This window comes from Rhodanobacter sp. IGA1.0, assembly GCF_040208325.1.
Taxonomy (GTDB): domain Bacteria; phylum Pseudomonadota; class Gammaproteobacteria; order Xanthomonadales; family Rhodanobacteraceae; genus Rhodanobacter; species Rhodanobacter spathiphylli.
Genome location: NZ_CP157948.1, coordinates 2,393,994 through 2,415,037 on the forward strand (window position 1 = coordinate 2,393,994; position 21,044 = coordinate 2,415,037).

Below are 21,044 nucleotides of genomic sequence, written 5' to 3' on the forward strand. Positions count from 1 at the left end.
TCCCAGCGAAAAGAATTACTTGGCGATCCTGTCGAGCAGGCTTGCGCCACGTCCGCCAAGGGCGCGCAGCGAGGCCTGACGACCAGCCCCGGCGTAGTCCAGGGTCACCGCAAGATCCGCCGCGGGCAAAGCCCCGCTGCCGCGCTCGGGCCATTCCACCAGCACCACGGCGTCGGGATCGGCCAGCGCGTCCAGACCCAGCCACTCCAGTTCGCCCGGATCGGCGATCCGGTACAGGTCGAGGTGCCACGCCGGCCGTCCGCCTGCCGCATAGCCTTCGATGAGGCTGTAGGTGGGGCTCTTCACCCGCTCACCGACACCCAGCGTCGTCAGCAGGGCCCGGGCGAAACTGGTCTTGCCGGCACCGAGCGGGCCGTGCAGGTAGATCACCAGCCCGCCGTCCAACGCAGCCGCCAGGCGCGCGCCCAGTGCCGCGGTGGCCGCCTCGTCGGCAAGCATCCAGGTCGACGTCGCATCCGCCGGTTCAATCATGGTCACGTTCATAGCCCGTCATGCCATTGCCCAGTGCCCGCAATGGCGCCAGCAGGTCGCTGGCCAGCAAGCCGCGCTCCCCCTGCCGCGCCGCCCGGTCGCCGGCACGGGCATGCAGGCCCGCGCCAAGTCCGGCCGCCTGCCACGCACTGCAGCCTTGCGCCAGCAGTGCCGCCACGATGCCGGTGAGCAGGTCGCCCATGCCGCCGCTGGCCATGCCCGGGTTGCCCCACGGACAGACGTCCAGACGTCCATCCGGATCGGCCACCAGACTGCCGGCACCCTTGAGCACCACGACGGCTTGGTAGCGCCGCGCGATTTCGCGTGCCGCGGCAAAGCGATCCTGTTCGACCTCGCCGGTGGTGACCCCCAGCAGACGCCCGGCCTCGCCCGGATGCGGCGTCAGCACGGTCGGCGCGGTGAATCGACGCGGTTCGCGCGCCAGCAGGTTCAGGCCATCGGCATCGAGCACCAGCGGCCTGTTCGCGTCCAGCGCGGTCAGCCACAGGGCGTGACCCCAGGCCGCCTGGCCCAGCCCCGGGCCCAGCGCCAGCACGCTGGCACGGTCCAGCTGCGCGGCCAGCGCCTGGGGGCCGTCGACACCCTGCGCCATCAGTTCCGGTCGCGCCGCGTTCAGCGCGAACACATGCGCCGCCCGCGTCGCCACGCTGACCAGCCCGGCGCCGGCGCGCAGCGCCGACTCCCCGGCCAGGTGCACCGCACCGGCCATGCCATGGTCGCCGCCGATCACCAGCACGTGGCCGTAGTTGCCCTTGTTGGCGTAACGGTTCCGTGGCGGCAGCGACTCGGCGACCAGCAGGCGGGCATCCGGCGCCGCCGCCGTGCAGACGCTTTCAGGCACGCCAAGGGTGGCCAGTTCGAGCACGCCGACGTGATCGGCGGCGCGCCCGGTATGCAGGCCGCGCTTGCCGGCGATGAAGGTCACCGTGACATCGGCGCGAATCGCCGCAGCGGCACAGCTGCCGCGATCGGCATCCAGCCCGCTGGGCACATCCAGCGCCAGCACCGGGCGACCCCGCTGGTTGATCGCCTCGATCAGGCGTGTCGGAGCCGCCCCGGGCGCGCGGTTGAGGCCGATGCCGTACAGCGCATCCACGTGCAGTTCCGCTTCGGGAAGCACGGCCTGTTCATTCCAGATCAGCACCTGCCCGTCCGCGGATTCCCATGCCGCGCGCGCCACCGCCGCGTCGCCATGCGAGCTGGCCGTCAACGCCACCATGTCGACCTGCAGGCCCGCCTCGCGCGCCAGCACCCCCAGCAGGAATCCATCGCCGCCGTTGTTGCCGGGGCCACAGTGGATGCAGACGTGCTGCACCTGCGGCCAGTGCCTTCGCAGGCTGCTCAGCGCGGCGCTGGCCGCCCGCCGCATCAGTTCGGGCCCGGAAATGCCCAGCGCCGACAGCGCCGCGTGCTCGATCGCGCGCAACTGGTCGACGGTATGCAGGTTGCGGCTGGTCGGGTGGACGGACATGCGCGAATTATAGGCATGCGGCGCACCTACAATAGCCGGATGTCCGACATCGACACCCGCTCCCCCGACTACGCCGCGCTCGCCCGCGACATCAAATGCTGGGCGCGCGAACTGGGTTTCGCCGACACCGGCATCAGCGGCACCCGGCTCGCCGACGACGAGAAGCATCTGCTGAGCTGGCTGGATCACGGCCACCACGGCGAAATGGAATACATGGCCCGGCACGGCACCAAGCGCGCCCGTCCGGCCGAGCTGGAGCCGGGTACGCAGCGGGTCATCTCGGTGCGCATGGATTACATCCCGCCGGGCACCGCGAACGCGTGGGGCGTGCTGAAGGACGCCGAGGCCGGTTACGTTTCCCGCTACGCGCTGGGGCGCGACTACCACAAGCTGATGCGCGGCCGCCTGCAGAAGCTGGCCGAGCGCATCCACGGCGCCATCGGCGATTTCGGCTATCGCGCCTATGTGGACTCGGCGCCGGTGCTGGAGAAGGCGCTGGCGCGCAATGCCGGCATGGGCTGGATCGGCAAGCACACGGTGCTGATCAACCGCAACGCGGGCTCGTACTTCTTCTTGGGCGAGCTGTACACCGACCTGCCGCTGCCGGTGGACGAGCCGGCCAGCGCGCACTGCGGCAGCTGCACGCGCTGCATCGAGGTCTGCCCGACCCAGGCGATCATCGGGCCGTATCAGCTCGACGCCAAGCGCTGCATCTCCTACCTGACGATCGAGCTCAAGGGCAGCATCCCCGAAGAACTGCGCACGCCGATGGGCAACCGCATCTTCGGCTGCGATGACTGCCAGCTGGTCTGTCCCTGGAACAAGTTCGCGCAGACCACCACCGAGGCGGATTTCGCGCCGCGGCACAGTCTGGATGGCGCAAGGCTGGTCGAGCTGTTTGCCTGGAGCGAGGACGAATTCCTCAAGCGCACCGAAGGCATGGCGATCCGCCGCACCGGTTACGAAGGCTGGTTGCGCAACATCGCGGTGGCGCTGGGCAATGCGCCGCAGTCGGCCGCCGCGATCGAGTCACTCAATGCACGCGCCGACGATCCCTCGCCGGTGGTGCGTGAACACGTGGCCTGGGCGCTGGCGAAGCAGCGCCGGTGACGCTCAGGGCCTATGAAGAAAACCACGGCCTGTGATTTTCTTCTATCGCGAGTCCGGCGCATGTCCGGACTTGCTCACATGAAGCCGTCACTTGCGTGACTGCTTCATGTCCGGCCATCGGGCAACCGCTCCTGCGTTGCCTCGACTCGGGCATCCATGCCCTCGCCCTGACCGGCCTGAGAAGTTGAAACTCACAACTTCTCAGGCGTCGGCCATCTGTTTCGGGATCGAACGATTGGTGTGGCTGATGCGGTTGCCCGGGCCGGCGGCGACATAGACGCAGGTCGGCTGGTAGTTCTCCAGCTCGGCTTCGCTCAGCTGCACGAAGGCGGCGATGATGATGATGTCGCCAGCCTGGGCACTGCGCGCGGCGCTGCCGTTGACCGAGATGATCCCGGAGCCTTCCTCGGCGCGCAGCGCATAGGTGACGAAGCGCTGCCCGCTGTTGACGTTCCAGGCGTGGATCTGCTCGTACTCGCGGATGCCCGAGGCGTCCAGCAGCAGACCGTCGATCGCGATCGAGCCTTCGTAGTGCAGTTCGGCGTGGGTCACCGTGGCACGGTGGATCTTGGCCTTGAGCATGTTCAGGTGCATGGGAATCTTTGTTTCCGGCAGGGTCAGCCTGCAAAGTCGGACATTATCGAACTGCTGACGCTGCATCGCAACATCAGCCACCCGACCCCGGATATGCGGTCACCTCAGTCGAACAGCAAGTTGTCGATCAGGCGGGTGCTGCCCAGCCGGGCGGCCACCAGTGCAATCAGCCCGCCAGACTCGCCGTCGGCCGGTGCGGCCAGGTCCTCGGCGCGACGGATCACCACGTAGTCCGGTACGAAGCCCGCACGTTGCAGGCGCGCCGCGGCGGTCTGCTCGATCGCCTGCCACGGATGTCCCTGGGCCAGCAGTTCGCGCATTTTCTGCAGAGTGTCATGGATCAAGGGCGCACGCGCACGCTCCTCGGCGCTGAGGTACTGATTGCGCGAGCTGAGCGCCAGCCCATCTTCGGCACGCAGGATCGGCGCCGCCATCACCTTCAACGGCAGGCCCAGGTCGCGCACCATCCGCTCGACCACCTTCAGTTGCTGGAAGTCCTTCTGGCCGAATACGGCCACGTCCGGCTGCACCAGGTTGAACAGCTTGCACACCACGGTGGCCATGCCGTCGAAGTGGCCTGGCCGATGGGCGCCCTCCAGCTCGTCGGTGATCCGCGGCACGCGCACGCTGACGCTGTGCGCGGCGCCGAACGGATAGATCGTGGCGACTTCCGGTGCGAACAGCAGGTCGCACTCGCTCTCGGCCAGCGCGGCCTGATCCTGCACCAGGGTGCGCGGATAACGGTCGAAATCCTCGTTGGGACCGAACTGGGTCGGGTTGACGAAGACACTGGCGACGACCCGCTCGGTCCGCGCACGCGCCAGCTTGATCAGCGACTGGTGACCGGCGTGCAGGTTGCCCATGGTCGGCACGAAACCCACCGTCTGGCCCTGCGTGCGCCAGCCACGGATCGCGGCCCGCAGCGCGGGGATGTCTTGTACGGTCTGCATGATCGGTCGACTCGCAGCCCGGTTGAAACGGGCTCAATGAAAACGGAGGTCAGTTGAAACAGTGTTCGGGCGCCGGGAAGACGCCGCTGCGCACGTCCCCGGCGTAGGCGGCAATGGCCGCGGCGACAGAATCGCGCCCGGCCAGGAAATCCTTGCTGAATTTCGGTCGCTTGCCCGGGGTGATGCCGAGCATGTCGTGGATCACCAGCACCTGGCCGTCGCAATGCGGGCCGGCGCCGATGCCGATCACCGGAATCGAAAGCGCCTCGGTCACCCGCCGCCCCAGTTCCACCGGCACGCCCTCCATCACCAGCAGGTCCGCGCCGGCGGCCTGCACCGCCAGCGCCTCGGCCAGCACGCGGTCGGCGGCGGCCTGTTCGCGTCCCTGGATGCGGAAGCCGCCGAACTTGTGCACGGATTGCGGGGTGAGTCCCAGGTGCGCACAAACCGGGATCGCCCGTGCGCTCAGCGCCGCGATTGCCTCCAGGATGTGCGGCGCGGCGCCTTCGATCTTGACCATCGCCGCGCCCGCTTCGCCGACCAGCCGCGCGCCTGCTTCCAGCGCATGCGCCACGTCGCGATCGGCCATGAACGGCAGGTCGGCCACCAGCATCGTGGCGGCCAGCCCGCGAGCCACCGCGGCGGTGTGGTAGACCATGTGATCGAGCGTCACCGGCAAGGTGCTGCGATGGCCCTGCACCACCATGCCCAGCGAGTCGCCGACCAGGGCGATGTCGATGCCGGCCGATTCCAGCTGCCAGGCGAAGCTGGCGTCGTAGGCGGTGAGCATCACGATGCGCCGACCCTCGGCCTTCATCGCAAGCAGGCCTGGCACGGTCACCGGCTTGCGGTCGGGGACACTGGCGTTCTGCACGTACACGGCAATTCCTGATGGATGCTGGGCCGCCGATTATCCGGCGCGCCACGTTGAGGGCTCAAGCCACGCGTTCACAACCGGACGGATCGAGCCGGGCCAGTTGCTCAGCCACGGTAGCCTGTCCAGCCAGGCGCAGGGCGGGCGCAATGTCGCACAAGGGCAGCAGCACGAAGACCCGCTCGCCCATGCGGGGATGCGGCAGGGTCAGGACGGGGTCGTCGAGCTGCACGCCGTCGACATGCAGCAGGTCCAGATCCAGCGTGCGCGGGCCGTTGCGCTCGGCTCGCACGCGACCGGCGCGCTGCTCGATGGCCAGCAGCGCGTCAAGCAAGCCATGGGGCGAGAGTTCCGTGTCCAGCTCCACCACCGCGTTGATGAAGGGCGGCTGCTCCAGCACGCCCCACGGCGGCGTGCGATACAGCGAGGAGCGCTGCCGCAGGCTGGTGCCGGGCAAGCGCGCCAGCGCGTCCACCGCGTCCAGCACCTGTTGCCGGGGATCGCCGAGATTGCTGCCCAGCGCCACGTAGGCCAGGCTCATGCGGAGCCTGATTTGTTGCCCGGCTTGCGGCGACGGCGGCGTGGACGCGGCGGCCTGGCCGCGACCGGTGCAGGGACGTAATCATTGGCGCCCGCCCCGCCACCGGCCGGCAGGGCCGAAGCCAGCACATCCTGCGGCAGCTGCTGCGCATGGGCCCACCACTGGCCCAGCTCACGCATCGCCGGTGACTCGTCGGCACGCAGCAGCAGGAAATCGAAGGCGGCGCGGAAACGCGGATGGGCCATCAGGCGGAATACGCGCTTGCGCTGGATCTGCTCGAAGCGCGGCTGCAGCGACCAGATCTCTTCCATGGTGAAGGTGAACCGGCGCGGGATCGCCACCCGCTGGCACTGCTCGCCCACCACCCGGGCGGCGGCCTGCGCCCAGGCCTCGTTGCTCTCGACGCCACGCCCGATCAACTGGTGGGCCACGTCGCGCACTTCGCCCCACAACAGCACCGCGAACAGGAAGGCAGGAGTTACCGACTTGCCCTCGTGGATGCGGGCATCGGTATTGGCCAGCCCGTTCTCGACCAGCGAGCGCAGCGCATCGTCGCCGCGCCGGAGCGCTCGCGCGGTGGCCGGAAACAGGAACTTGAGCAGGCCGCAATGTTCCAGCATGCGGAAGCTCTTCAGGCCGTTGCCGGACAGGAACATCTTCAGTGATTCGTCGAACAGGCGCGCGGGCGCGGCGTCGGCCAGCAGCGGCCCCAGCGTCTCGAACGGCGCCATCGCGGCGGCGTCGATCTGCATGTCCAGCTTCGCCGCCAACCGGGCCGCGCGCAGCATGCGCACCGGGTCCTCGTGGTAGCGGACGTCCGGGTCGCCGATCAGGCGCAGCATCCGGTCCTCGAGATCCTGCATGCCGCCGACATAGTCGCGCACGGAGAAATCGCTGATGTCGTAATACATCGCGTTGACGCGGAAGTCGCGGCGGATCGCGTCTTCCTCGATGGTGCCCCAGATGTTGTCGCGCACGATGCGGCCATCGACGATGTGGCGGTCGCCCTCGCCGCCCTCCTCGCCGGTACCGCGGAACGTGGCGACCTCGATGATTTCCGGGCCGAACACCACGTGGGCCAGGCGGAAGCGGCGGCCGATCAGGCGGCAGTTGCGGAACAGCCGCTTCACTTCGTCCGGCGTGGCATCGGTGGCCACGTCGAAGTCCTTCGGCTGCAGCCCCAGCAGCAGGTCGCGCACCGCACCGCCGACCAGATAGGCCGTGTGTCCGGCCTCGTTCAACCGGTACAGCACGCGCAAGGCGGCCTTGCTGATGTTCTTGCGCGAAATGATGTGCTGGTCGCGCGGAATGATCCGCAGCGTCGGCGTGGCGTCAGTCCTTGATTGTAGATTCAAGCGGTGGGAATCCTTGGCGGGGCGAAGCTGCCCGTCGGTTGCAATATATCGCGGCACAGAGCAACGCGGGCCGCTCCGCGTGGCGCCGGACACGTGCACCGGCAGCAGGCCCGTTTCGGGCAACGCAGGCAGATGCACGGCAAGCATTGCCGGGCGAAACAATTCCGCTATACTAGCGCGCCTCGCTGCATAACGCTCCCTTCGTCTAGTGGCCTAGGACACTGCCCTCTCAAGGCGGGAACACGAGTTCGAGTCTCGTAGGGAGCACCATTGCGTGGCTTGTGCGATCGTCCATGATCGCTCCTGTCCGGACGATCCCGGATAGCATGGGTTGCTTGCTGTCGGCTGGATCAAAGGCGGCCATCCATGGCCGCACTCTTCACAAGAGCCGTACCATTACTCTACGAGAGCGCCTCGTCGGCCCTCACAAGAGCCTTTCGCCAGCCCCTTACTTACTACAGCCGAGTTGACTCCATGACCTTTGTTGTCATCGACAACTGCATCAAGTGCAAGTACACCGATTGCGTCGAGGTCTGCCCGGTCGACGCGTTCCACGAAGGCCCCAATTTCCTGGTGATCGATCCGGACGAGTGCATTGACTGCACCCTGTGCGAGCCCGAGTGCCCGATCAACGCGATCTATCCGGAAGACGACGTTCCCGCCGGCCAGGAAGCGCTGGTGGCGCTGAACGCGGAACTGGCCAAGGGCTGGCCGGTGATCACCGAGCGCAAGGATGCCCCGGCTGACGCGAAGGACTGGGAAGGCAGGCCCGGCAAGCTGGAACTGCTGCAGCGCTGATATCGGAGCGCGCCGACGCCCGATGCGAAAACGCCGCCCGAGGGCGGCGTTTTCAATGGCCGGACGGAAGACTCAGCCGCCCAGACGCGACTTCAGCGTATCCACGACCTTGCCCACCGCGGCCGGATTCCCGGTGGCACGCACTTCGCTGCCGCTGGCGCCGCTGGTGTTGATGCTGACCTGCACCTGGTGCGAGCCGGCGCCCGGCGCCTGCACCGCGCTGCTCTTGTCGCGACCGAACATGCGACCGAAGAAGCCCTTCTTTTTCTGCTGGGCGACGGCGTCGGACACGTTCAGCGTGTAGCTGTGCGCCGCATCGTCATGCGCGATCACCTCGCCGAGGTTGCCGCCTTCCAGCGCCTGGCCGACACGGCGATAGACGTTGTCGGCGCCATCGGCGACCACGAAGCCGTCGCTGATCTGGCCATTCGACGAACCGACCCTGGCCGTGGCGCCATTGGCGGTCGGCTGGTTGCCACCCGGCGGCGGAATCACCAGCGCCTCGGTGGTCGAGGGGCGGTCAAGCGTGGGCGGGACCTCCAGCGGGGCTTCCTGCAGCGCAGTCTCCCAGGCCTTGTGCGAACGGAATGCGCCGCAGCCGGTGAGCAGCAGGCCACTGAGGGCCACGGCCGGCAAGGCCACGAGGAGCGAAGTTTTCTTCATGTAATCGGATTCCGTAAGGTAAGTCAGGCAACCGTTCAACCGGCCGCAGTCGCCAAGGATGCCAGACTGGACAGCGCTTGGTGCAATCGGGCGCGATCCGGGCCGTCGTTCAGTTCCACCAGCGGCAACCTCGGCAGGGCCAGTCCCAGCCCCAGCAGGGGCAAACCGGCCTTGACCGCGATCGGGTTCGGCGCGCAGTTGAGCGCCTCGATCAGGGGTTCCAGCGCGGCGTGACAGCGCGCGGTGGCCACCCGATCCCCGCCGGTGGCCGCGTCGCACAAGTCACGAAACGCCTGCGGAACCAGGTTGGCCACCACCGAGATGGTGCCGGCGGCGCCGGCCAGCATCGCCTGCCCGGCCGTGCCGTCGTCGCCGGACAGATAGACGAAATCCGGACGCACAAGTTCCGCCAGCGCCGAAATCCGCTGCGGGTCACCGCGGGCCTCCTTGATGCCCACGATCGCCGGATGATCGCGCAACGCGGCGACCGTCTCCGGCAGGACATCGCAACCGGTACGGGCCGGCACGTTGTAGAGCAGCACCGGCAGCTCGCCGTGTTCGGCTACCTCCAGAAAATGGCGGCGCATGCCCTCCTGGGTGGGCCGCACGTAGAACGGCGCCACCACCAGGGCGGCATCGGCGCCCAGCGCATGGGCCCGCCGGGTCAGCGCCACCGTCTTTGCGGTGCCCGCCTCGCCGGTGCCGGCAATCACCGGAACCCGCCCGTTCACCCGATCGACGGCATGCGCCAGCAGCCGCTCGAACTCGTCGTGTTCGAGCATGTGGGCTTCGCCGGTGGAACCGGCCACCACCAGCGCCTGCGTGCCGCCGGCGATCTGATGCTCGATCAGTCGACCGAAGGCCGCCAGATCGAGCGCCCCGTCGGCCGCGAACGGCGTGGCCAGCGCGCAGATGCTTCCGCGAATGTTCAAGACCCGATTCCACTGCAAGGCAAGCCCTGCATGTTACTTGCCGCTTCGCGAGGCGGGCAAGTAAGCTCGATGGGAGTAGTCTCACCGTTCCGCATCACGCGCTCGACGTTACGCAGGCAGGCCTCCTTGAAATCCACTTCCGGCTCCGCACGCTCGGGCAACGACAACCAGTTGCTGATCCACGCGCTTACCACCTCGACCCGGTCACCGCTGCTGGCGCTGGCCCGGCGGATCGCCGACGCCGGCTGCAACCTGTCCGAATCGCGAGTCGCCACCATCGGCACGGAAACCTCGCTGATGCTGCTGGCCAGCGGCGCCTGGGATGCGCTGGCCAAGCTGGAAACGGCCCTGGGCAAGCTGACCCGCGACGAGAGCATGCGACTGGTGCACTACCGTACCGGCCCGCGCGAGAACAGCTCGCACCTGCTGCCCTATCTGGTGGAAGTGGTGGCCGCCGACCGCCCGGGCATCGTGGCCCGCATCGTGGACTTCTTCAGCCAGCACGGCATCAGCGTGGAGCAGCTCAACTCCACCCGCTACCACGCGATGCAGACCGGCGCGGAAATGTTCCAGGCCCAGTTCACCATCGGCATTCCGGCGGAAATCCACATCGCCGCCTTGCGCGACGACTTCCTGGAACTCTGCGACGGCATGAATCTCGACGCAATCATGGACCCGGTCAAATTCTGAGCAGGTCACATCCGCCGAGCATCGCGCGATCGCGGCGTCCTGACAAGGACTGTCCTGCGCCAAGCCACCCGCGCTAGTCTGTGGCCGTGAGTTGCCTGAGGACCGTTGCATTGCAGCCAGCTTGTCGAATCACCCCGACCGTTTCCGGCGCAACAGCTCGCCCTGCCGCCGTCGCAAGGTCGACCTCCGCAGACTTCTCCATCCCTTCCTTTCCCCATACGTCGCGGCATCGCCTCGCCGCGCAGGATCACTCATGCCCGATATCGGCAAGAAACTGCCCCCACTGAAAGGCCTCACCGGCGACGGCAGCGAACTGAAGCTGGCCAGCCTCAAGGGACAATGGCTGGTGGTGTATTTCTATCCGAAGGACTCGACGCCAGGATGCACCACCGAGGCGAAGGACTTTCGCGACCTCTACCCGGCCTTCCGCAAGCGCCATGCCCAGATCATCGGTGTCTCGCGTGATTCGCAGAAATCGCACGCGAACTTCGCCAGCAAGCAGGAACTGCCGTTTCCGCTGGTTTCCGATGCCGATGAAACCTGGTGTCGCGCCTTCGACGTGATCCACGAAAAGGTACTGTACGGCAAACGCTTCATGGGCATCGTGCGCAGCACGTTCCTGATCGATCCGGAGGGCAGGCTGGCCGCGGAATGGCGAGGCGTGAAAGTTTCCGGCCATGCGCAGGCCGTGCTCGACGCCATCCCCGCGGCCTGACCCTCGACGTACCCGCCGGCCCCTCCTTCCACCCACCAGTGAGGACACTTCCGCATGACCGGAAGCAAGCGCATCTACGCTCTCGACACCAACGTCCTGCTGCATGACCCGACTTCGCTGTTCCGCTTCGAGGAACACGACGTCTTCATCCCGATGACCGTGCTGGAGGAACTGGACGAAAAGAAGAAGGGTGCCTCGGAAGTCTCGCGCAACGGCCGCCAGGTCAGCCGCTTCCTCAATGAACTGGTCGAACTGGGCAAGCAGCACGATCTGGGCGAAGGCCTGGAGCTCAGCAATCCGCAGGGCATCAAGCTCAAGCGCGGCGGCTCGGTGGGCCGGCTGTATTTCCAGCATCGCACCAGCAGCAATGGCCACACCAAGGCGGACAACCAGATCCTCGCCGCGGTGATCGAGTTGCGCGACCAGAATCCCGGTCGCGACGTCATCCTGGTGACCAAGGACATCAACCTCCGGATCAAGGCCAGCATCAACGGCATCGTCGCCGAGGATTACGAGAACGACCGCGCGCTGGACGACTTCTCGCTGCTCTACACCGGCTCGGCCGAGCTGCCCGAGGATTTCTGGGACCTGCACCCGGAAGTGCGCTCGTGGACCGAGCGCGGCCGTACCTATTACGAAGTGAACCGGCGCGAGCAGGACGACTGGCATCCGAACCAGTGCCTGTACCTGCCCGGCGAAAGCGCGGTCGAGCTGCGCGTGCTGCACCTGGACGAGACCAGCGCCACCTTGCTGCTGCTGGATGACCATTCGCATGCGAACCACCATGTATGGGGCATCGGCGCGCGCAACCGCGAGCAGAACTTCGCGCTCAACGCGCTGATGGACCCGGACATCGACTTCGTCACCCTGCTCGGCAACGCCGGCACCGGCAAGACCCTGCTGGCGCTGGCCGCCGGCCTGGCCCAGGTGATGGACCAGCAGCGCTATCGCGAGATCATCATGACCCGCGCCACCGTCTCGGTGGGCGAGGACATCGGCTTCCTGCCCGGCACCGAAGAGGAAAAGATGACGCCGTGGATGGGGGCGCTCACCGACAACCTCGAAGTGCTGGCCAATCCCGAGGACGGCGGCAGCTGGGGCCGTCAGGCCACCAACGATCTGCTCGCCTCGCGCATCAAGATCCGCTCGCTGAACTTCATGCGCGGGCGCACCTTCCTGTCGCGCTACCTGATCATCGACGAGGCACAGAACCTCACCCCGAAGCAGATGAAGACCCTGATCACCCGCGCCGGCCCGGGCACCAAGATCGTCTGCCTGGGCAACGTGGAACAGATCGACACGCCTTACCTCACCGAGACCACGTCCGGCCTCACCTACGCGGTCGACCGCTTCAAGAACTGGGAGCACTCCGCCCACATCACCCTGCGCCGCGGCGAGCGGTCGCGGCTGGCGGACTTCGCGGCGGAGTCGCTTTAAGTACCCGGATCCGGGATTCGGGAAAGCCGAAGCCGGCGCGTCGTCGATGACTGGAAACTCCCCCGCGCGGCTGAATGTCGCGCGGGGGATTCGGCGGGCACCGAGCCGGGGCGCGGCAAACGCGTAGAATGGCAGGCCCCGGAATCCCTGCCACGGCTGCTCGCGTTGCCATGATCCTCACCCCCCGCCTCATCCTGCTTGCCGTATTCGTGTTCTTCGCGCTGTGCGTGCTGCTGGTGCACCTGCGCGGTCGCGTGCGGCTGCGTTTCGATCGCCAGCTGGTCGACCACTCGGCGATCTTCGCCCCGTACAACCTGCTGATGTACGCGTTTTCCGCCGTGCCGGCGAAACCGATCCTCGATCGTCGCGGCTTTCCGCAACTGGACCTGCTGCAGGCGAACTGGCAGGCCATCCGCGACGAAGCGCTGCAGCTGTTCGACGAAGGCCACATCCGCGCGGCCGCGAAGAACGACGACGCCAGCTTCAACAGTTTCTTCAAGCAGGGCTGGAAACGCTTCTACCTGAAGTGGTACGGCGAGCCGCTGGCCTCGGCCGAGGCGCTGTGCCCGAAGACGGTCGAGTTGCTCAACGCGATTCCCGGCATCAAGGCGGCGATGTTCGCCACGCTGGCGCCGAACAGCAAGCTCAACCCGCATCGCGACCCGTTCGCCGGCTCGCTGCGCTACCACCTGGGCCTGATCACGCCGAACTCGCGCGACTGCCGCATCTTCGTCGACGGCGAGGAGCACGCCTGGGGCGACGGCAAGGACGTGGTGTTCGACGAGACCTTCGTGCACTGGGTCGAGAACAAGACCGACCAGACCCGGGTGATCCTGTTCGCCGACGTGGAGCGTCCGCTGCGCACGCGCTGGATGAGCGCGATCAACCATCGCGTCGGCGCGTTCATGGGCAGGATCACCGCCTCGCCGAACAGCGACGCCGGCACCGAGAAGACCGGTTTCGTGAACCGCCTGTACGCGCTCAGCCAGCGCAAGGGCGCCACGCACCGCTGGAAGGTGGAGTTCAAGCGTCGTCACCGGACGCTGTACAAGGCCTTCAAGTACGCCGGCATCGTGCTGCTGATGTGGCTGATCTTCCTGGCGCCGTGGCCGCTGTTCCGCTGAGCAGTCACATCGCGTGAGCGGCGCGCGTCCCTGATCAGGATGCCTCAACCGAGAACGCCATGGACCCGCAAACCGCCCTGTTCCAGCAACACCGCCCCCGCCTGTTCGGGCTGGCCTACCGCATGCTCGGCACGCCTGCCGACGCCGAAGACGTGCTGCACGACGCCTGGCTGCGCTGGCACGCGCAGGACACTGCCGCGCTGGACGACCCGGAGGCCTGGCTGGTCACCGTAACCACGCGCATCGCGCTGGACCGCCTGCGTCGCGTCAAGACCGAGCGCGCACACTACCCGGGCCCATGGCTGCCCGAGCCGCTGATCGAGACGGAGGACGCCGGCAGCGACACGCCCGAGGCAACACTGGAACGCGACCAGAGCCTCACCCTGTCCTTCCTCACCCTGCTGGAACGACTGGGGCCGGACGAGCGTGCTGCCTTCCTGCTCAACGAAGTGTTCGACTACAGCCACGCCGAGGCCGCCGCGATTCTCGGCATTGCCGAGAACGCCTGCCGCCAGCGCGTACACCGCGCCAGGACGCGGCTGCGCGAGGATCGCCCGCGCTACAGCGTGGATGCGCACGCCCAGCAGCGCCTGTTGCAGCGATTCGTCGCGGCGATGGAACAGCCCACGCTGGCCTCGTTGCAAGCCCTTTTCGCCGAGGACGCCATCCACATCAGCGACGGCGGCGGCGTGGTTGCCGCCACCCTCCATCCGCTGCACGGCGCCGAACGGCTGGCGCGGCTGTACCTGCAGATCGCCCACAACACGCGCCTGCAGCCCCTGCGCTACACCCTGCTGACGCTGAACGGGGCACCGGCCCTGCTGGCCTGGGCCGGCGACACGTTGACCACCGCGATCTGGATCGAGGGCGACGGCGAGCACATCCGCGCCATCCACGCGCTGCGCCATCCGGGCAAGCTGGCGCGCCTGGCGGCGACGGTAACGAATCAGCTGGCCGGCACGTCCTTGCATTGAACGGCCCGACCCGGCCGTCATTCCCACTACCGAAGGAGTTGCCCCATGACCCGCATTTCGATCCAGCGCCACTACGCCGCCATGCAGCCGCTGGTCAAGCTCGGCGAGGAGATCCGCGCACGCGGCCACCTGGATGCAAAGCTGGCCGACCTGATCCTGATGCGCTGCTCGCAGATCAACGGCTGCGCGTTCTGCCTGGACATGCACAGCAAGGACGCCCGCGCCGCCGGCGAAACCGAGCAGCGCCTGTACCTGCTTTCCGCCTGGCGCGAGACCAGGCTGTACAGCGAGGCCGAACAGGCCGCGCTGGCCTTCGCCGAAGAACTCACCGAACTACCCTCGCACGAGTCGGTGTCCGATGCACTGTACGAGCGACTGCACCAGCACTTCGACGACGCGGCCGTGATCGACCTGACCCTGCTGGTCGGCCTGATCAATACCTGGAACCGCCTCAACATCGCCGTGCGCACCGAAGGCGGTCACTACAAGCCTGCCGCGCACTGACGCTCCGAAAACGACAAGGCCGCGGCAATGCCGCGGCCTTGCGTGTCGATGACGCTGACGATCAGCCCTTGATGCGCTTCACGATCGCATCGGCGAAGCTGTCGGTGCTGCCCTTGCCGCCGATGTCCGGCGTCACGCTGTCGCGGTCGCTGGTCATGGTGTCGCGGATCGCCTGGCGCAGACGGTCGCCCTTGGCCACCATGTCCAGGTAGTCGAGCATGTCGGCGGCGGCCAGCAGCAGCGCGCACGGGTTGGCGATGCCCTTGCCGGCGATATCCGGCGCCGAGCCGTGCACGGCCTCGAAGATCGCCGCGTGCTCGCCGATGTTGTCGCCCGGCGCCAGGCCCAGGCCGCCGACCAGGCCGGCGCACAGGTCGGACAGGATGTCGCCGAACAGGTTGGTGGTGACGATCACGTCGAACTGCTCGGGCTTCATCACCAGCTGCATGCAGGTGTTGTCCACGATCATCTCGTTGAACTCGATCTGCGGGTATTCCCTGGCGATCTCGCGCGCCACGTTGAGGAACAGGCCCGAGCTGGTCTTCAGGATGTTCGCCTTGTGCACGGCGGTGACCTTCTTGCGGCCCTTCTTCACCGCCAGCTCGAACGCGTAGCGCACGATGCGGCTGCTGCCCTTGCGGGTGTTGCGCGCCACCGACTCGGCGATCTCGCCGTCTTCGGACAGGGTCTGGCCCTCGGAGCGGTAGGCACCTTCGGTGTTTTCACGCACCGTGATGATGTCGATGTTCTCGTAGCGCGACTTGGTGCCGGGGAAGCTCACCGCCGGGCGCACGTTCGCGTACAGGTCGAAAAGACGGCGCAGGGTCACGTTGACCGAGGTGAAGCCGCCACCGATCGGCGTGGTCAGCGGGCCTTTCAGCGCGACCTTGTGCTCGGCGATCCTGTCCAGCGTGGCCTTGGGCAGCAGATCGCCATGCTTGTCCAGTGCGACCATGCCGGCGTCGACGAAATCGTAGTTCAGGCCGCAGTCCAGCGCGTCGAGCACGCGCAGCGTGGCGGTCATGATCTCCGGGCCGATGCCGTCGCCCGGGATCACGGCGATGGTTTTGTTCATGGGGATACTCCTTGGGGGACGATTGCGTGCGCGCATGGAACGGCGCAGGTCAAGACCGCCCATTATCGCTCATGCAGCGGCTCCCGGACAGCCGATGGCCCGGGAAAACCGTTGCAAATCCTCGCACGGAGCATTGCAGAAACTCGCAGGAGGCCGGCCCGTGCCCCGCCCGGGACAGTTGCGCCGCCGGAAGGGCATCCACGCGGGGTCAGCCGTGGTCGGCGCATTCCGCCGTGGCGGACTCGCCGCCTTCCAGCTTGTCCAGGAAGTCCACTGCCCGTCGCAGATGCGGGATCACGATCGAACCACCGACGACCAGGCCAACGCTGAACACCTCGAAGAATTCGTCGCGCTGCACGCCGGCCTCCTTGCACTGGGCCACGTGGTAACTGATGCAGTCGTCGCAGCGCAACACCATCGAGGCGACCAGACCCAGCATCTCCTTGGTCTTCACGTCCAGCGCGCCGGGCTTGTAGGTCTGCGTGTCCAGCGCGAAGAAGCGCCGCACCACCTGATTGTCCTCGGCCAGGATGCGCTCGTTCATGCGCTGGCGGAACGCCGTGAATTCGGCAAGCTTGTCGCTCATGCGCCCTGCTCCAGCAATTGCGCCAGCTTGCCGCTGCGGTCGGCCGCCACCAGGTCGTCGTAGCCGCCCACGTGCTGGTCGTTGACGAAAATCTGCGGCACCGTGCGGCGTCCGCCGCTGCGCGCCAGCATCGCATCGCGCTGCGCGGGATCGGCGTCCACGCGCACCTCGGTCCACTCCAGCCCCTTGGACTTCAGCAGGTTCTTGGCCGACACGCAGTACGGACACACGGCGGTCGAGTAGACCTCGATCTTGGACATCACGACACTCCACAAACAAAGGGGGAACTTCACCGTAAATGAGGCCGCGCGCGCCCGGCTCAAGCCGGACGGCTGCGGTGAACCGACGCAGCCGGGCACGGTCACAATGCTATTGTCGCCGAACCCATGACCATGCCGCCACGTCCCGTCCCCTGCCTGCTCGCCACCCTGCTCTGCGCCGCGCTGGCGAGCGCCGCCCGTGCCCAGCAGGACGTGCGCCTGCCGGACCTGGGCAGTTCAGCGAACGCACTGATTTCACCGAGCGAGGCGCAGGACTATGGCGCCTCCATGCTGCGCCAGATGCGCGCGCTGGACATGGTGGTCGACGACCCGCTGCTGGACGACTACATCAACGACCTCGGTTACCGGCTGGTCGCCAGCAGCGACAAGCCGAAGGAACATTTCGCCTTCTTCATCGTGAAGGACCCGGAAATCAATGCCTTTGCCGCGCCTGGCGGCTATATCGCGGTGAACTCGGGCCTGCTCACGATCACCCGCGACGAAAGCGAGCTGGCCGGCGTGATCGCCCACGAAATCGGCCACATCACCCAGAACCACCTGCAGCGCGCGTTCGAGGATTCGAAGAAGGACGCACCGTTGATGGCCCTGGTGCTGCTCGGCGCGATCGCCGCCGGGGCCAGCAGCCACAGCGGCGACGCGCCGATGGCCGTACTGGCCGGCGGCCAGGGCCTGATCGCGCAGAAGTCGATCAATTTCACCCGCAAGGACGAAATCGAAGCCGATCGCGTCGGCATCCAGACGCTGTCCAAGGCCGGCTTCGATCCCAATGCGATGGCGGGCTTCTTCCAGCGCATGCAGGATGCGATGAGCGCCGGCGCCGGCGGCGAGGACGTGCCGGCCCTGTTGCAGACGCATCCGGTGACGACCAGCCGGATCAGCGACGCCAAGGCGCGTGCCGATGCGCTGATCGCCGCGCAGAAGCTGCGCGTGGGCATCAGCGGAATCGACCGGCAGCAATGGGCGAGGAGCACGGCGCCGATCCCCTTCGTGAAGGACCCTGCCACCCTGCTCGCTGCCCACCGCACCGGCGATCTGGACACCTACGCGCTGATGCGCGAGCGCGCCCGCGTGCTGGCCGGCGACGCCACGCGACTGGCCACGTATTACGCGTCCAGCCTGCAGACGCGCCACGATTTCGACACGCCGGCAAATCACTACGGTTACGCCCTGGCGCTGACGCGCAGCGGCCGCGGCGCGCAGGCCCTGGGGCAACTGCAGCCGCTGCTGGACAACCACCCGGGAAACCTGCTGCTGAGGCTGGCCGTGGCCGACGCCCGCCTGCAGGCCGGCCAGCGCCCCGCCGCGCTGGCCATCTACTCCGAACTCAATACCCAGTCCCCGCGCAACCGTGCAGTCGCGCTGGCGTATGCCCACGCACTCACCGCCGGCGGCGACAGGGACCAGGCCCGGCTCGCCGCCGGCATGTTGCGGCCACTGCTGGACAATGCCAGCGAACCGGAGATCTACAGCACCTACGCCCGTGCCAGCGACAAGGCCGGCGACAGCGTGCGCGCCGGCGAGGCCTACGCCGACGCAAGCTACTACTCGGGCCGGCCGTACGACGCCATGGAGCAGCTCAAGCGGCTGCTCAAGCGCGACGACCTGGACTACTACGCCCGCGTGCGCATCCAGGCGCGGATCACCGAGCTGACCCCACTGGTGCTGGAACTGCACAAGCGCAAGATCCGGACCGCGGACAGTCCCGGCGATGATTCGCGGCAATGAGCGCCACACTGTCATCGCCGCGTAACATGGATTCGCTGCAATACTTCCGTCATCCGCCACGGCAGACCACCGCGTGCACAAACGCATCCTCATCGTTGAAGACGAGACCTCGATTCGCGAGATGATCGCCTTTGCCCTGCGCAAGGCCGGCATGGAAGCGATACAGGCGGTCGATGCCCGCGCCGCCCAGCTGGCGCTGTCCGAGCAGGTGCCCGACCTGATCCTGCTGGACTGGATGCTGCCGGGCATGAGCGGGCTGGAGCTGGCACGGCGCCTGCGCAAGGAAGAGCTCAGTCGCGAAATCCCGATCATCATGCTTACCGCGCGCGGCGAGGAAATGGATCGCGTCAACGGACTGGAGGCCGGCGTCGACGATTACGTGGTGAAACCGTTCTCCACCCGCGAGCTGGTCGCCCGGATCAAGGCCGTCCTGCGGCGCAGCCAGGGCGACGACGGCTCGGGCGTGATCGAGCTGGGCGGGCTGCGCATCGACGGCGCCGCGCACCGGGTGTTCGCCGGCGAAGAGCCGGTGGCGATCGGCCCCACCGAGTATCGGCTGCTGTATTTCTTCATGACCCATGCCGAGCGGGTCTACTCGCGTGCGCAGTTGCTGGACCATGTCTGGGGCGGCAGCGTCTACGTGGAAGAGCGCACCGTCGACGTGCATATCCGCCGGCTGCGCAAGACGCTGGAGCCGTGGAAGCTGGACGAACTGGTGCAGACGGTGCGCGGCACCGGCTACCGTTTTTCCACCAGCATCTGAACGGCGCCGCCTCGCTTGCGTCGTCGGCACCTTTTGCCGATGCTGGCGGTCGCCGCATACGCCCCCGGATGATCCCGCCCCCGCATGCCTGACTGGAAACTCCCCACGTTCCTCGCCTCGATCCTGTGCGCCGGGGCGGCGCTGGGCTGGCTGGCCGGAAGTTCCGCCTGGGCCGGGCTGGCCATCGCCGCCATCCTCGGAGTCGTCTTCCTGCTGACCCGGCTCCGTCATCTGCAGCGGGCCATGATGGCGGCATCCGTGACTGCCAGCCCCATGCAGGATGACCGACTCATGACACGCGCACACCTGCTCGCCTCGAACCTGCGCGACCTTCGCCAGGCTGCGGATCGCCTGCCGGATGCCGTAGTGCTGCTGGACCGCCGGCAGCAGATCCGCTGGTTCAACCATGCCGCGGAAAGCCTGCTCGGGCTGAACCGGACGCGGGATCGCGGCCAGCCGCTGATCCAGCGGATGGCTCACTCCGACCTGGCCGACTGGCTGCGCGACGGGGCGCAAGGCCAGCTTGATGACGTCGCCGCCCCGGGCAACAAGGACAACCAGCTCAACGTCACCCTGCTGCCGTTCGGCGAGCATCAGCAACTGCTGCTGGCGCACGACATCACTCCCATGAAGCGACTGGAACAGGTGCGCCGGGATTTCGTCTCCAATGTCTCCCATGAGCTGCGCACGCCGTTGACGGTAATCCACGGCTATCTCGAACTGCTGGACCCCGAGGACGTACCCGAGCTGGCACCGGTGCTCGGCGAGATGCGGGCACAGTCGAAGCGGATGGGCCAGATCGTCGAGGACCTGCTGACCCTGTCGCGACTGGAGACCCAGCACGAGGTGATCGACGAACGCGTGCCGATGGCCGCGCTGCTGGCCACCGTGCGCAAGGAGGCCGAAGCGCTCAGCCAGGGGCGCCACCAGATCAGCCTGGAATCCACCGCCAACGCGGACCTGTTCGGCTCGCCGAAGGATCTGCACAGCGCGTTGTCGAACCTGGTCAGCAACGCGGTGCGCTATACGCCCAACGGCGGCAGCATCGCGATCCGCTGGCGGCGCGAGCCCGGCGGCGCGGTGTATTCGGTCAGCGACACCGGTTTCGGCATCCCCGCCAATCACCTGGCCCGCCTGACCGAACGGTTCTACCGGGTGTCCTCCAGCCGTTCGCGCGACAGCGGCGGCACCGGGCTCGGGCTGTCGATCGTCAAGCACGTGCTGAACCTGCACCAGGCTCGCCTGCAGATCGAAAGCGAAGCCGGCGCCGGCTCCACCTTTTCCTGCCACTTCGGCGATGAACGATTGCTGGCTCCCGACACCGGCGAGTGAAGCTGCCGGCGCCGGCGCGATGTATTTGGCGCACGTC

Annotated in this window: 23 protein-coding genes and 1 tRNA gene; 12 read left to right on the plus strand and 12 right to left on the minus strand. The window is 67.3% G+C overall.

Features of this window, described 5'->3' with window-relative positions:
• Positions 1-15 precede the first annotated feature (15 nt).
• Both tsaE and ABNK63_RS10825 read right to left on the minus strand, forming a co-directional pair.
• On the minus strand, positions 16-492 hold the full coding sequence (tsaE, locus tag ABNK63_RS10820) for a tRNA (adenosine(37)-N6)-threonylcarbamoyltransferase complex ATPase subunit type 1 TsaE (RefSeq protein ID WP_007806136.1): 477 nt from the start codon (positions 490-492) through the stop codon (positions 16-18).
• Positions 485-1,984 carry an NAD(P)H-hydrate dehydratase gene (locus ABNK63_RS10825; protein ID WP_350015618.1) on the minus strand — a complete coding sequence of 500 codons (1,500 nt, stop codon included), beginning with the start codon at positions 1,982-1,984 and terminating at the stop codon, positions 485-487. The genes tsaE and ABNK63_RS10825 overlap by 8 nt, the downstream gene beginning before the upstream one ends.
• Before the next feature lie 15 nt (positions 1,985-1,999).
• Between ABNK63_RS10825 and queG the strand changes: the two genes are divergently transcribed.
• Complete coding sequence (gene queG, locus ABNK63_RS10830) at positions 2,000-3,094, plus strand: tRNA epoxyqueuosine(34) reductase QueG (RefSeq protein WP_007806140.1); 1,095 nt, start codon at positions 2,000-2,002, stop codon at positions 3,092-3,094.
• Between the two features lie 201 nt (positions 3,095-3,295).
• Here the strand turns inward: queG and panD are convergent, their stop codons facing one another.
• From panD to pcnB, 5 genes are all read right to left on the minus strand, one after another.
• On the minus strand, positions 3,296-3,688 hold the full coding sequence (panD, locus tag ABNK63_RS10835) for an aspartate 1-decarboxylase (RefSeq protein ID WP_007806142.1): 393 nt from the start codon (positions 3,686-3,688) through the stop codon (positions 3,296-3,298).
• A gap of 104 nt (positions 3,689-3,792) precedes the next feature.
• Positions 3,793-4,638: a pantoate--beta-alanine ligase gene (gene panC, locus ABNK63_RS10840; RefSeq protein ID WP_007806144.1), complete on the minus strand. Its 846-nt coding sequence runs from the start codon at positions 4,636-4,638 to the stop codon at positions 3,793-3,795.
• Positions 4,639-4,687: 49 nt separating this feature from the next.
• Entirely contained in the window at positions 4,688-5,518 is an 831-nt protein-coding gene (gene panB, locus ABNK63_RS10845) for a 3-methyl-2-oxobutanoate hydroxymethyltransferase (RefSeq protein ID WP_350015619.1), read from the minus strand.
• Positions 5,519-5,573: 55 nt separating this feature from the next.
• The gene (gene folK / locus ABNK63_RS10850; RefSeq protein WP_007806149.1) at positions 5,574-6,053 is read right to left on the minus strand and encodes a 2-amino-4-hydroxy-6-hydroxymethyldihydropteridine diphosphokinase; all 480 of its coding nucleotides are present in this window, start codon (positions 6,051-6,053) and stop codon (positions 5,574-5,576) included.
• Complete coding sequence (gene pcnB / locus ABNK63_RS10855) at positions 6,050-7,408, minus strand: polynucleotide adenylyltransferase PcnB (RefSeq protein WP_350015620.1); 1,359 nt, start codon at positions 7,406-7,408, stop codon at positions 6,050-6,052. The genes folK and pcnB overlap by 4 nt, the downstream gene beginning before the upstream one ends.
• Before the next feature lie 194 nt (positions 7,409-7,602).
• On the opposite strand from pcnB, the gene ABNK63_RS10860 reads away from it, so the two are divergent.
• Positions 7,603-7,678: transfer RNA gene (locus ABNK63_RS10860), tRNA-Glu, on the plus strand.
• Between the two features lie 204 nt (positions 7,679-7,882).
• A complete protein-coding gene (fdxA, locus tag ABNK63_RS10865; RefSeq protein ID WP_007806153.1) occupies positions 7,883-8,206 on the plus strand; it encodes a ferredoxin FdxA in 324 nt (107 codons plus the stop codon).
• Positions 8,207-8,278: 72 nt separating this feature from the next.
• Here the strand turns inward: fdxA and ABNK63_RS10870 are convergent, their stop codons facing one another.
• Positions 8,279-8,869 (minus strand): hypothetical protein, encoded by a 591-nt coding sequence (locus tag ABNK63_RS10870; protein ID WP_007806155.1) that lies wholly within the window; start codon positions 8,867-8,869, stop codon positions 8,279-8,281.
• A gap of 35 nt (positions 8,870-8,904) precedes the next feature.
• Positions 8,905-9,801 (minus strand): 4-hydroxy-tetrahydrodipicolinate synthase, encoded by an 897-nt coding sequence (gene dapA, locus ABNK63_RS10875; protein ID WP_350015621.1) that lies wholly within the window; start codon positions 9,799-9,801, stop codon positions 8,905-8,907.
• A gap of 126 nt (positions 9,802-9,927) precedes the next feature.
• Between dapA and ABNK63_RS10880 the strand changes: the two genes are divergently transcribed.
• The 6 genes from ABNK63_RS10880 (at position 9,928) to ABNK63_RS10905 (ending at position 15,245) form a co-directional block, all read left to right on the plus strand.
• Positions 9,928-10,491 carry a glycine cleavage system protein R gene (locus ABNK63_RS10880; RefSeq protein WP_007806159.1) on the plus strand — a complete coding sequence of 188 codons (564 nt, stop codon included), beginning with the start codon at positions 9,928-9,930 and terminating at the stop codon, positions 10,489-10,491.
• A 253-nt stretch (positions 10,492-10,744) separates the two neighbouring features.
• Positions 10,745-11,206: a peroxiredoxin gene (locus tag ABNK63_RS10885; protein ID WP_007806161.1), complete on the plus strand. Its 462-nt coding sequence runs from the start codon at positions 10,745-10,747 to the stop codon at positions 11,204-11,206.
• A gap of 54 nt (positions 11,207-11,260) precedes the next feature.
• Entirely contained in the window at positions 11,261-12,643 is a 1,383-nt protein-coding gene (locus ABNK63_RS10890) for a PhoH family protein (RefSeq protein ID WP_007806163.1), read from the plus strand.
• A 170-nt stretch (positions 12,644-12,813) separates the two neighbouring features.
• On the plus strand, positions 12,814-13,767 hold the full coding sequence (locus tag ABNK63_RS10895) for an aspartyl/asparaginyl beta-hydroxylase domain-containing protein (protein ID WP_350015622.1): 954 nt from the start codon (positions 12,814-12,816) through the stop codon (positions 13,765-13,767).
• Between the two features lie 59 nt (positions 13,768-13,826).
• The gene (gene sigJ, locus ABNK63_RS10900) at positions 13,827-14,741 is read left to right on the plus strand and encodes an RNA polymerase sigma factor SigJ (protein WP_350015623.1); all 915 of its coding nucleotides are present in this window, start codon (positions 13,827-13,829) and stop codon (positions 14,739-14,741) included.
• Positions 14,742-14,786: 45 nt separating this feature from the next.
• Positions 14,787-15,245: a carboxymuconolactone decarboxylase family protein gene (locus ABNK63_RS10905; RefSeq protein WP_007806168.1), complete on the plus strand. Its 459-nt coding sequence runs from the start codon at positions 14,787-14,789 to the stop codon at positions 15,243-15,245.
• A gap of 61 nt (positions 15,246-15,306) precedes the next feature.
• Here the strand turns inward: ABNK63_RS10905 and ABNK63_RS10910 are convergent, their stop codons facing one another.
• The 3 genes from ABNK63_RS10910 to grxC form a co-directional block, all read right to left on the minus strand.
• Positions 15,307-16,320, minus strand: coding sequence for an isocitrate dehydrogenase (locus tag ABNK63_RS10910; RefSeq protein WP_350015624.1), 1,014 nt, complete (start codon positions 16,318-16,320; stop codon positions 15,307-15,309).
• A gap of 208 nt (positions 16,321-16,528) precedes the next feature.
• Positions 16,529-16,906 carry a carboxymuconolactone decarboxylase family protein gene (locus ABNK63_RS10915; protein WP_350015625.1) on the minus strand — a complete coding sequence of 126 codons (378 nt, stop codon included), beginning with the start codon at positions 16,904-16,906 and terminating at the stop codon, positions 16,529-16,531.
• Complete coding sequence (gene grxC / locus ABNK63_RS10920) at positions 16,903-17,166, minus strand: glutaredoxin 3 (protein ID WP_007806173.1); 264 nt, start codon at positions 17,164-17,166, stop codon at positions 16,903-16,905. Before grxC ends, ABNK63_RS10915 begins: the two co-directional genes overlap by 4 nt.
• Positions 17,167-17,292: 126 nt before the next feature.
• Between grxC and ABNK63_RS10925 the strand changes: the two genes are divergently transcribed.
• The 3 genes from ABNK63_RS10925 to phoR all read left to right on the plus strand — a co-directional run bounded on the left by ABNK63_RS10925 (position 17,293) and on the right by phoR (position 21,007).
• Positions 17,293-18,912 (plus strand): M48 family metalloprotease, encoded by a 1,620-nt coding sequence (locus tag ABNK63_RS10925; protein WP_350015626.1) that lies wholly within the window; start codon positions 17,293-17,295, stop codon positions 18,910-18,912.
• A gap of 73 nt (positions 18,913-18,985) precedes the next feature.
• A complete protein-coding gene (gene phoB / locus ABNK63_RS10930) occupies positions 18,986-19,675 on the plus strand; it encodes a phosphate regulon transcriptional regulator PhoB (RefSeq protein ID WP_007806176.1) in 690 nt (229 codons plus the stop codon).
• A gap of 84 nt (positions 19,676-19,759) precedes the next feature.
• Positions 19,760-21,007: a phosphate regulon sensor histidine kinase PhoR gene (phoR, locus tag ABNK63_RS10935; protein WP_350015627.1), complete on the plus strand. Its 1,248-nt coding sequence runs from the start codon at positions 19,760-19,762 to the stop codon at positions 21,005-21,007.
• Positions 21,008-21,044 lie beyond the last annotated feature (37 nt).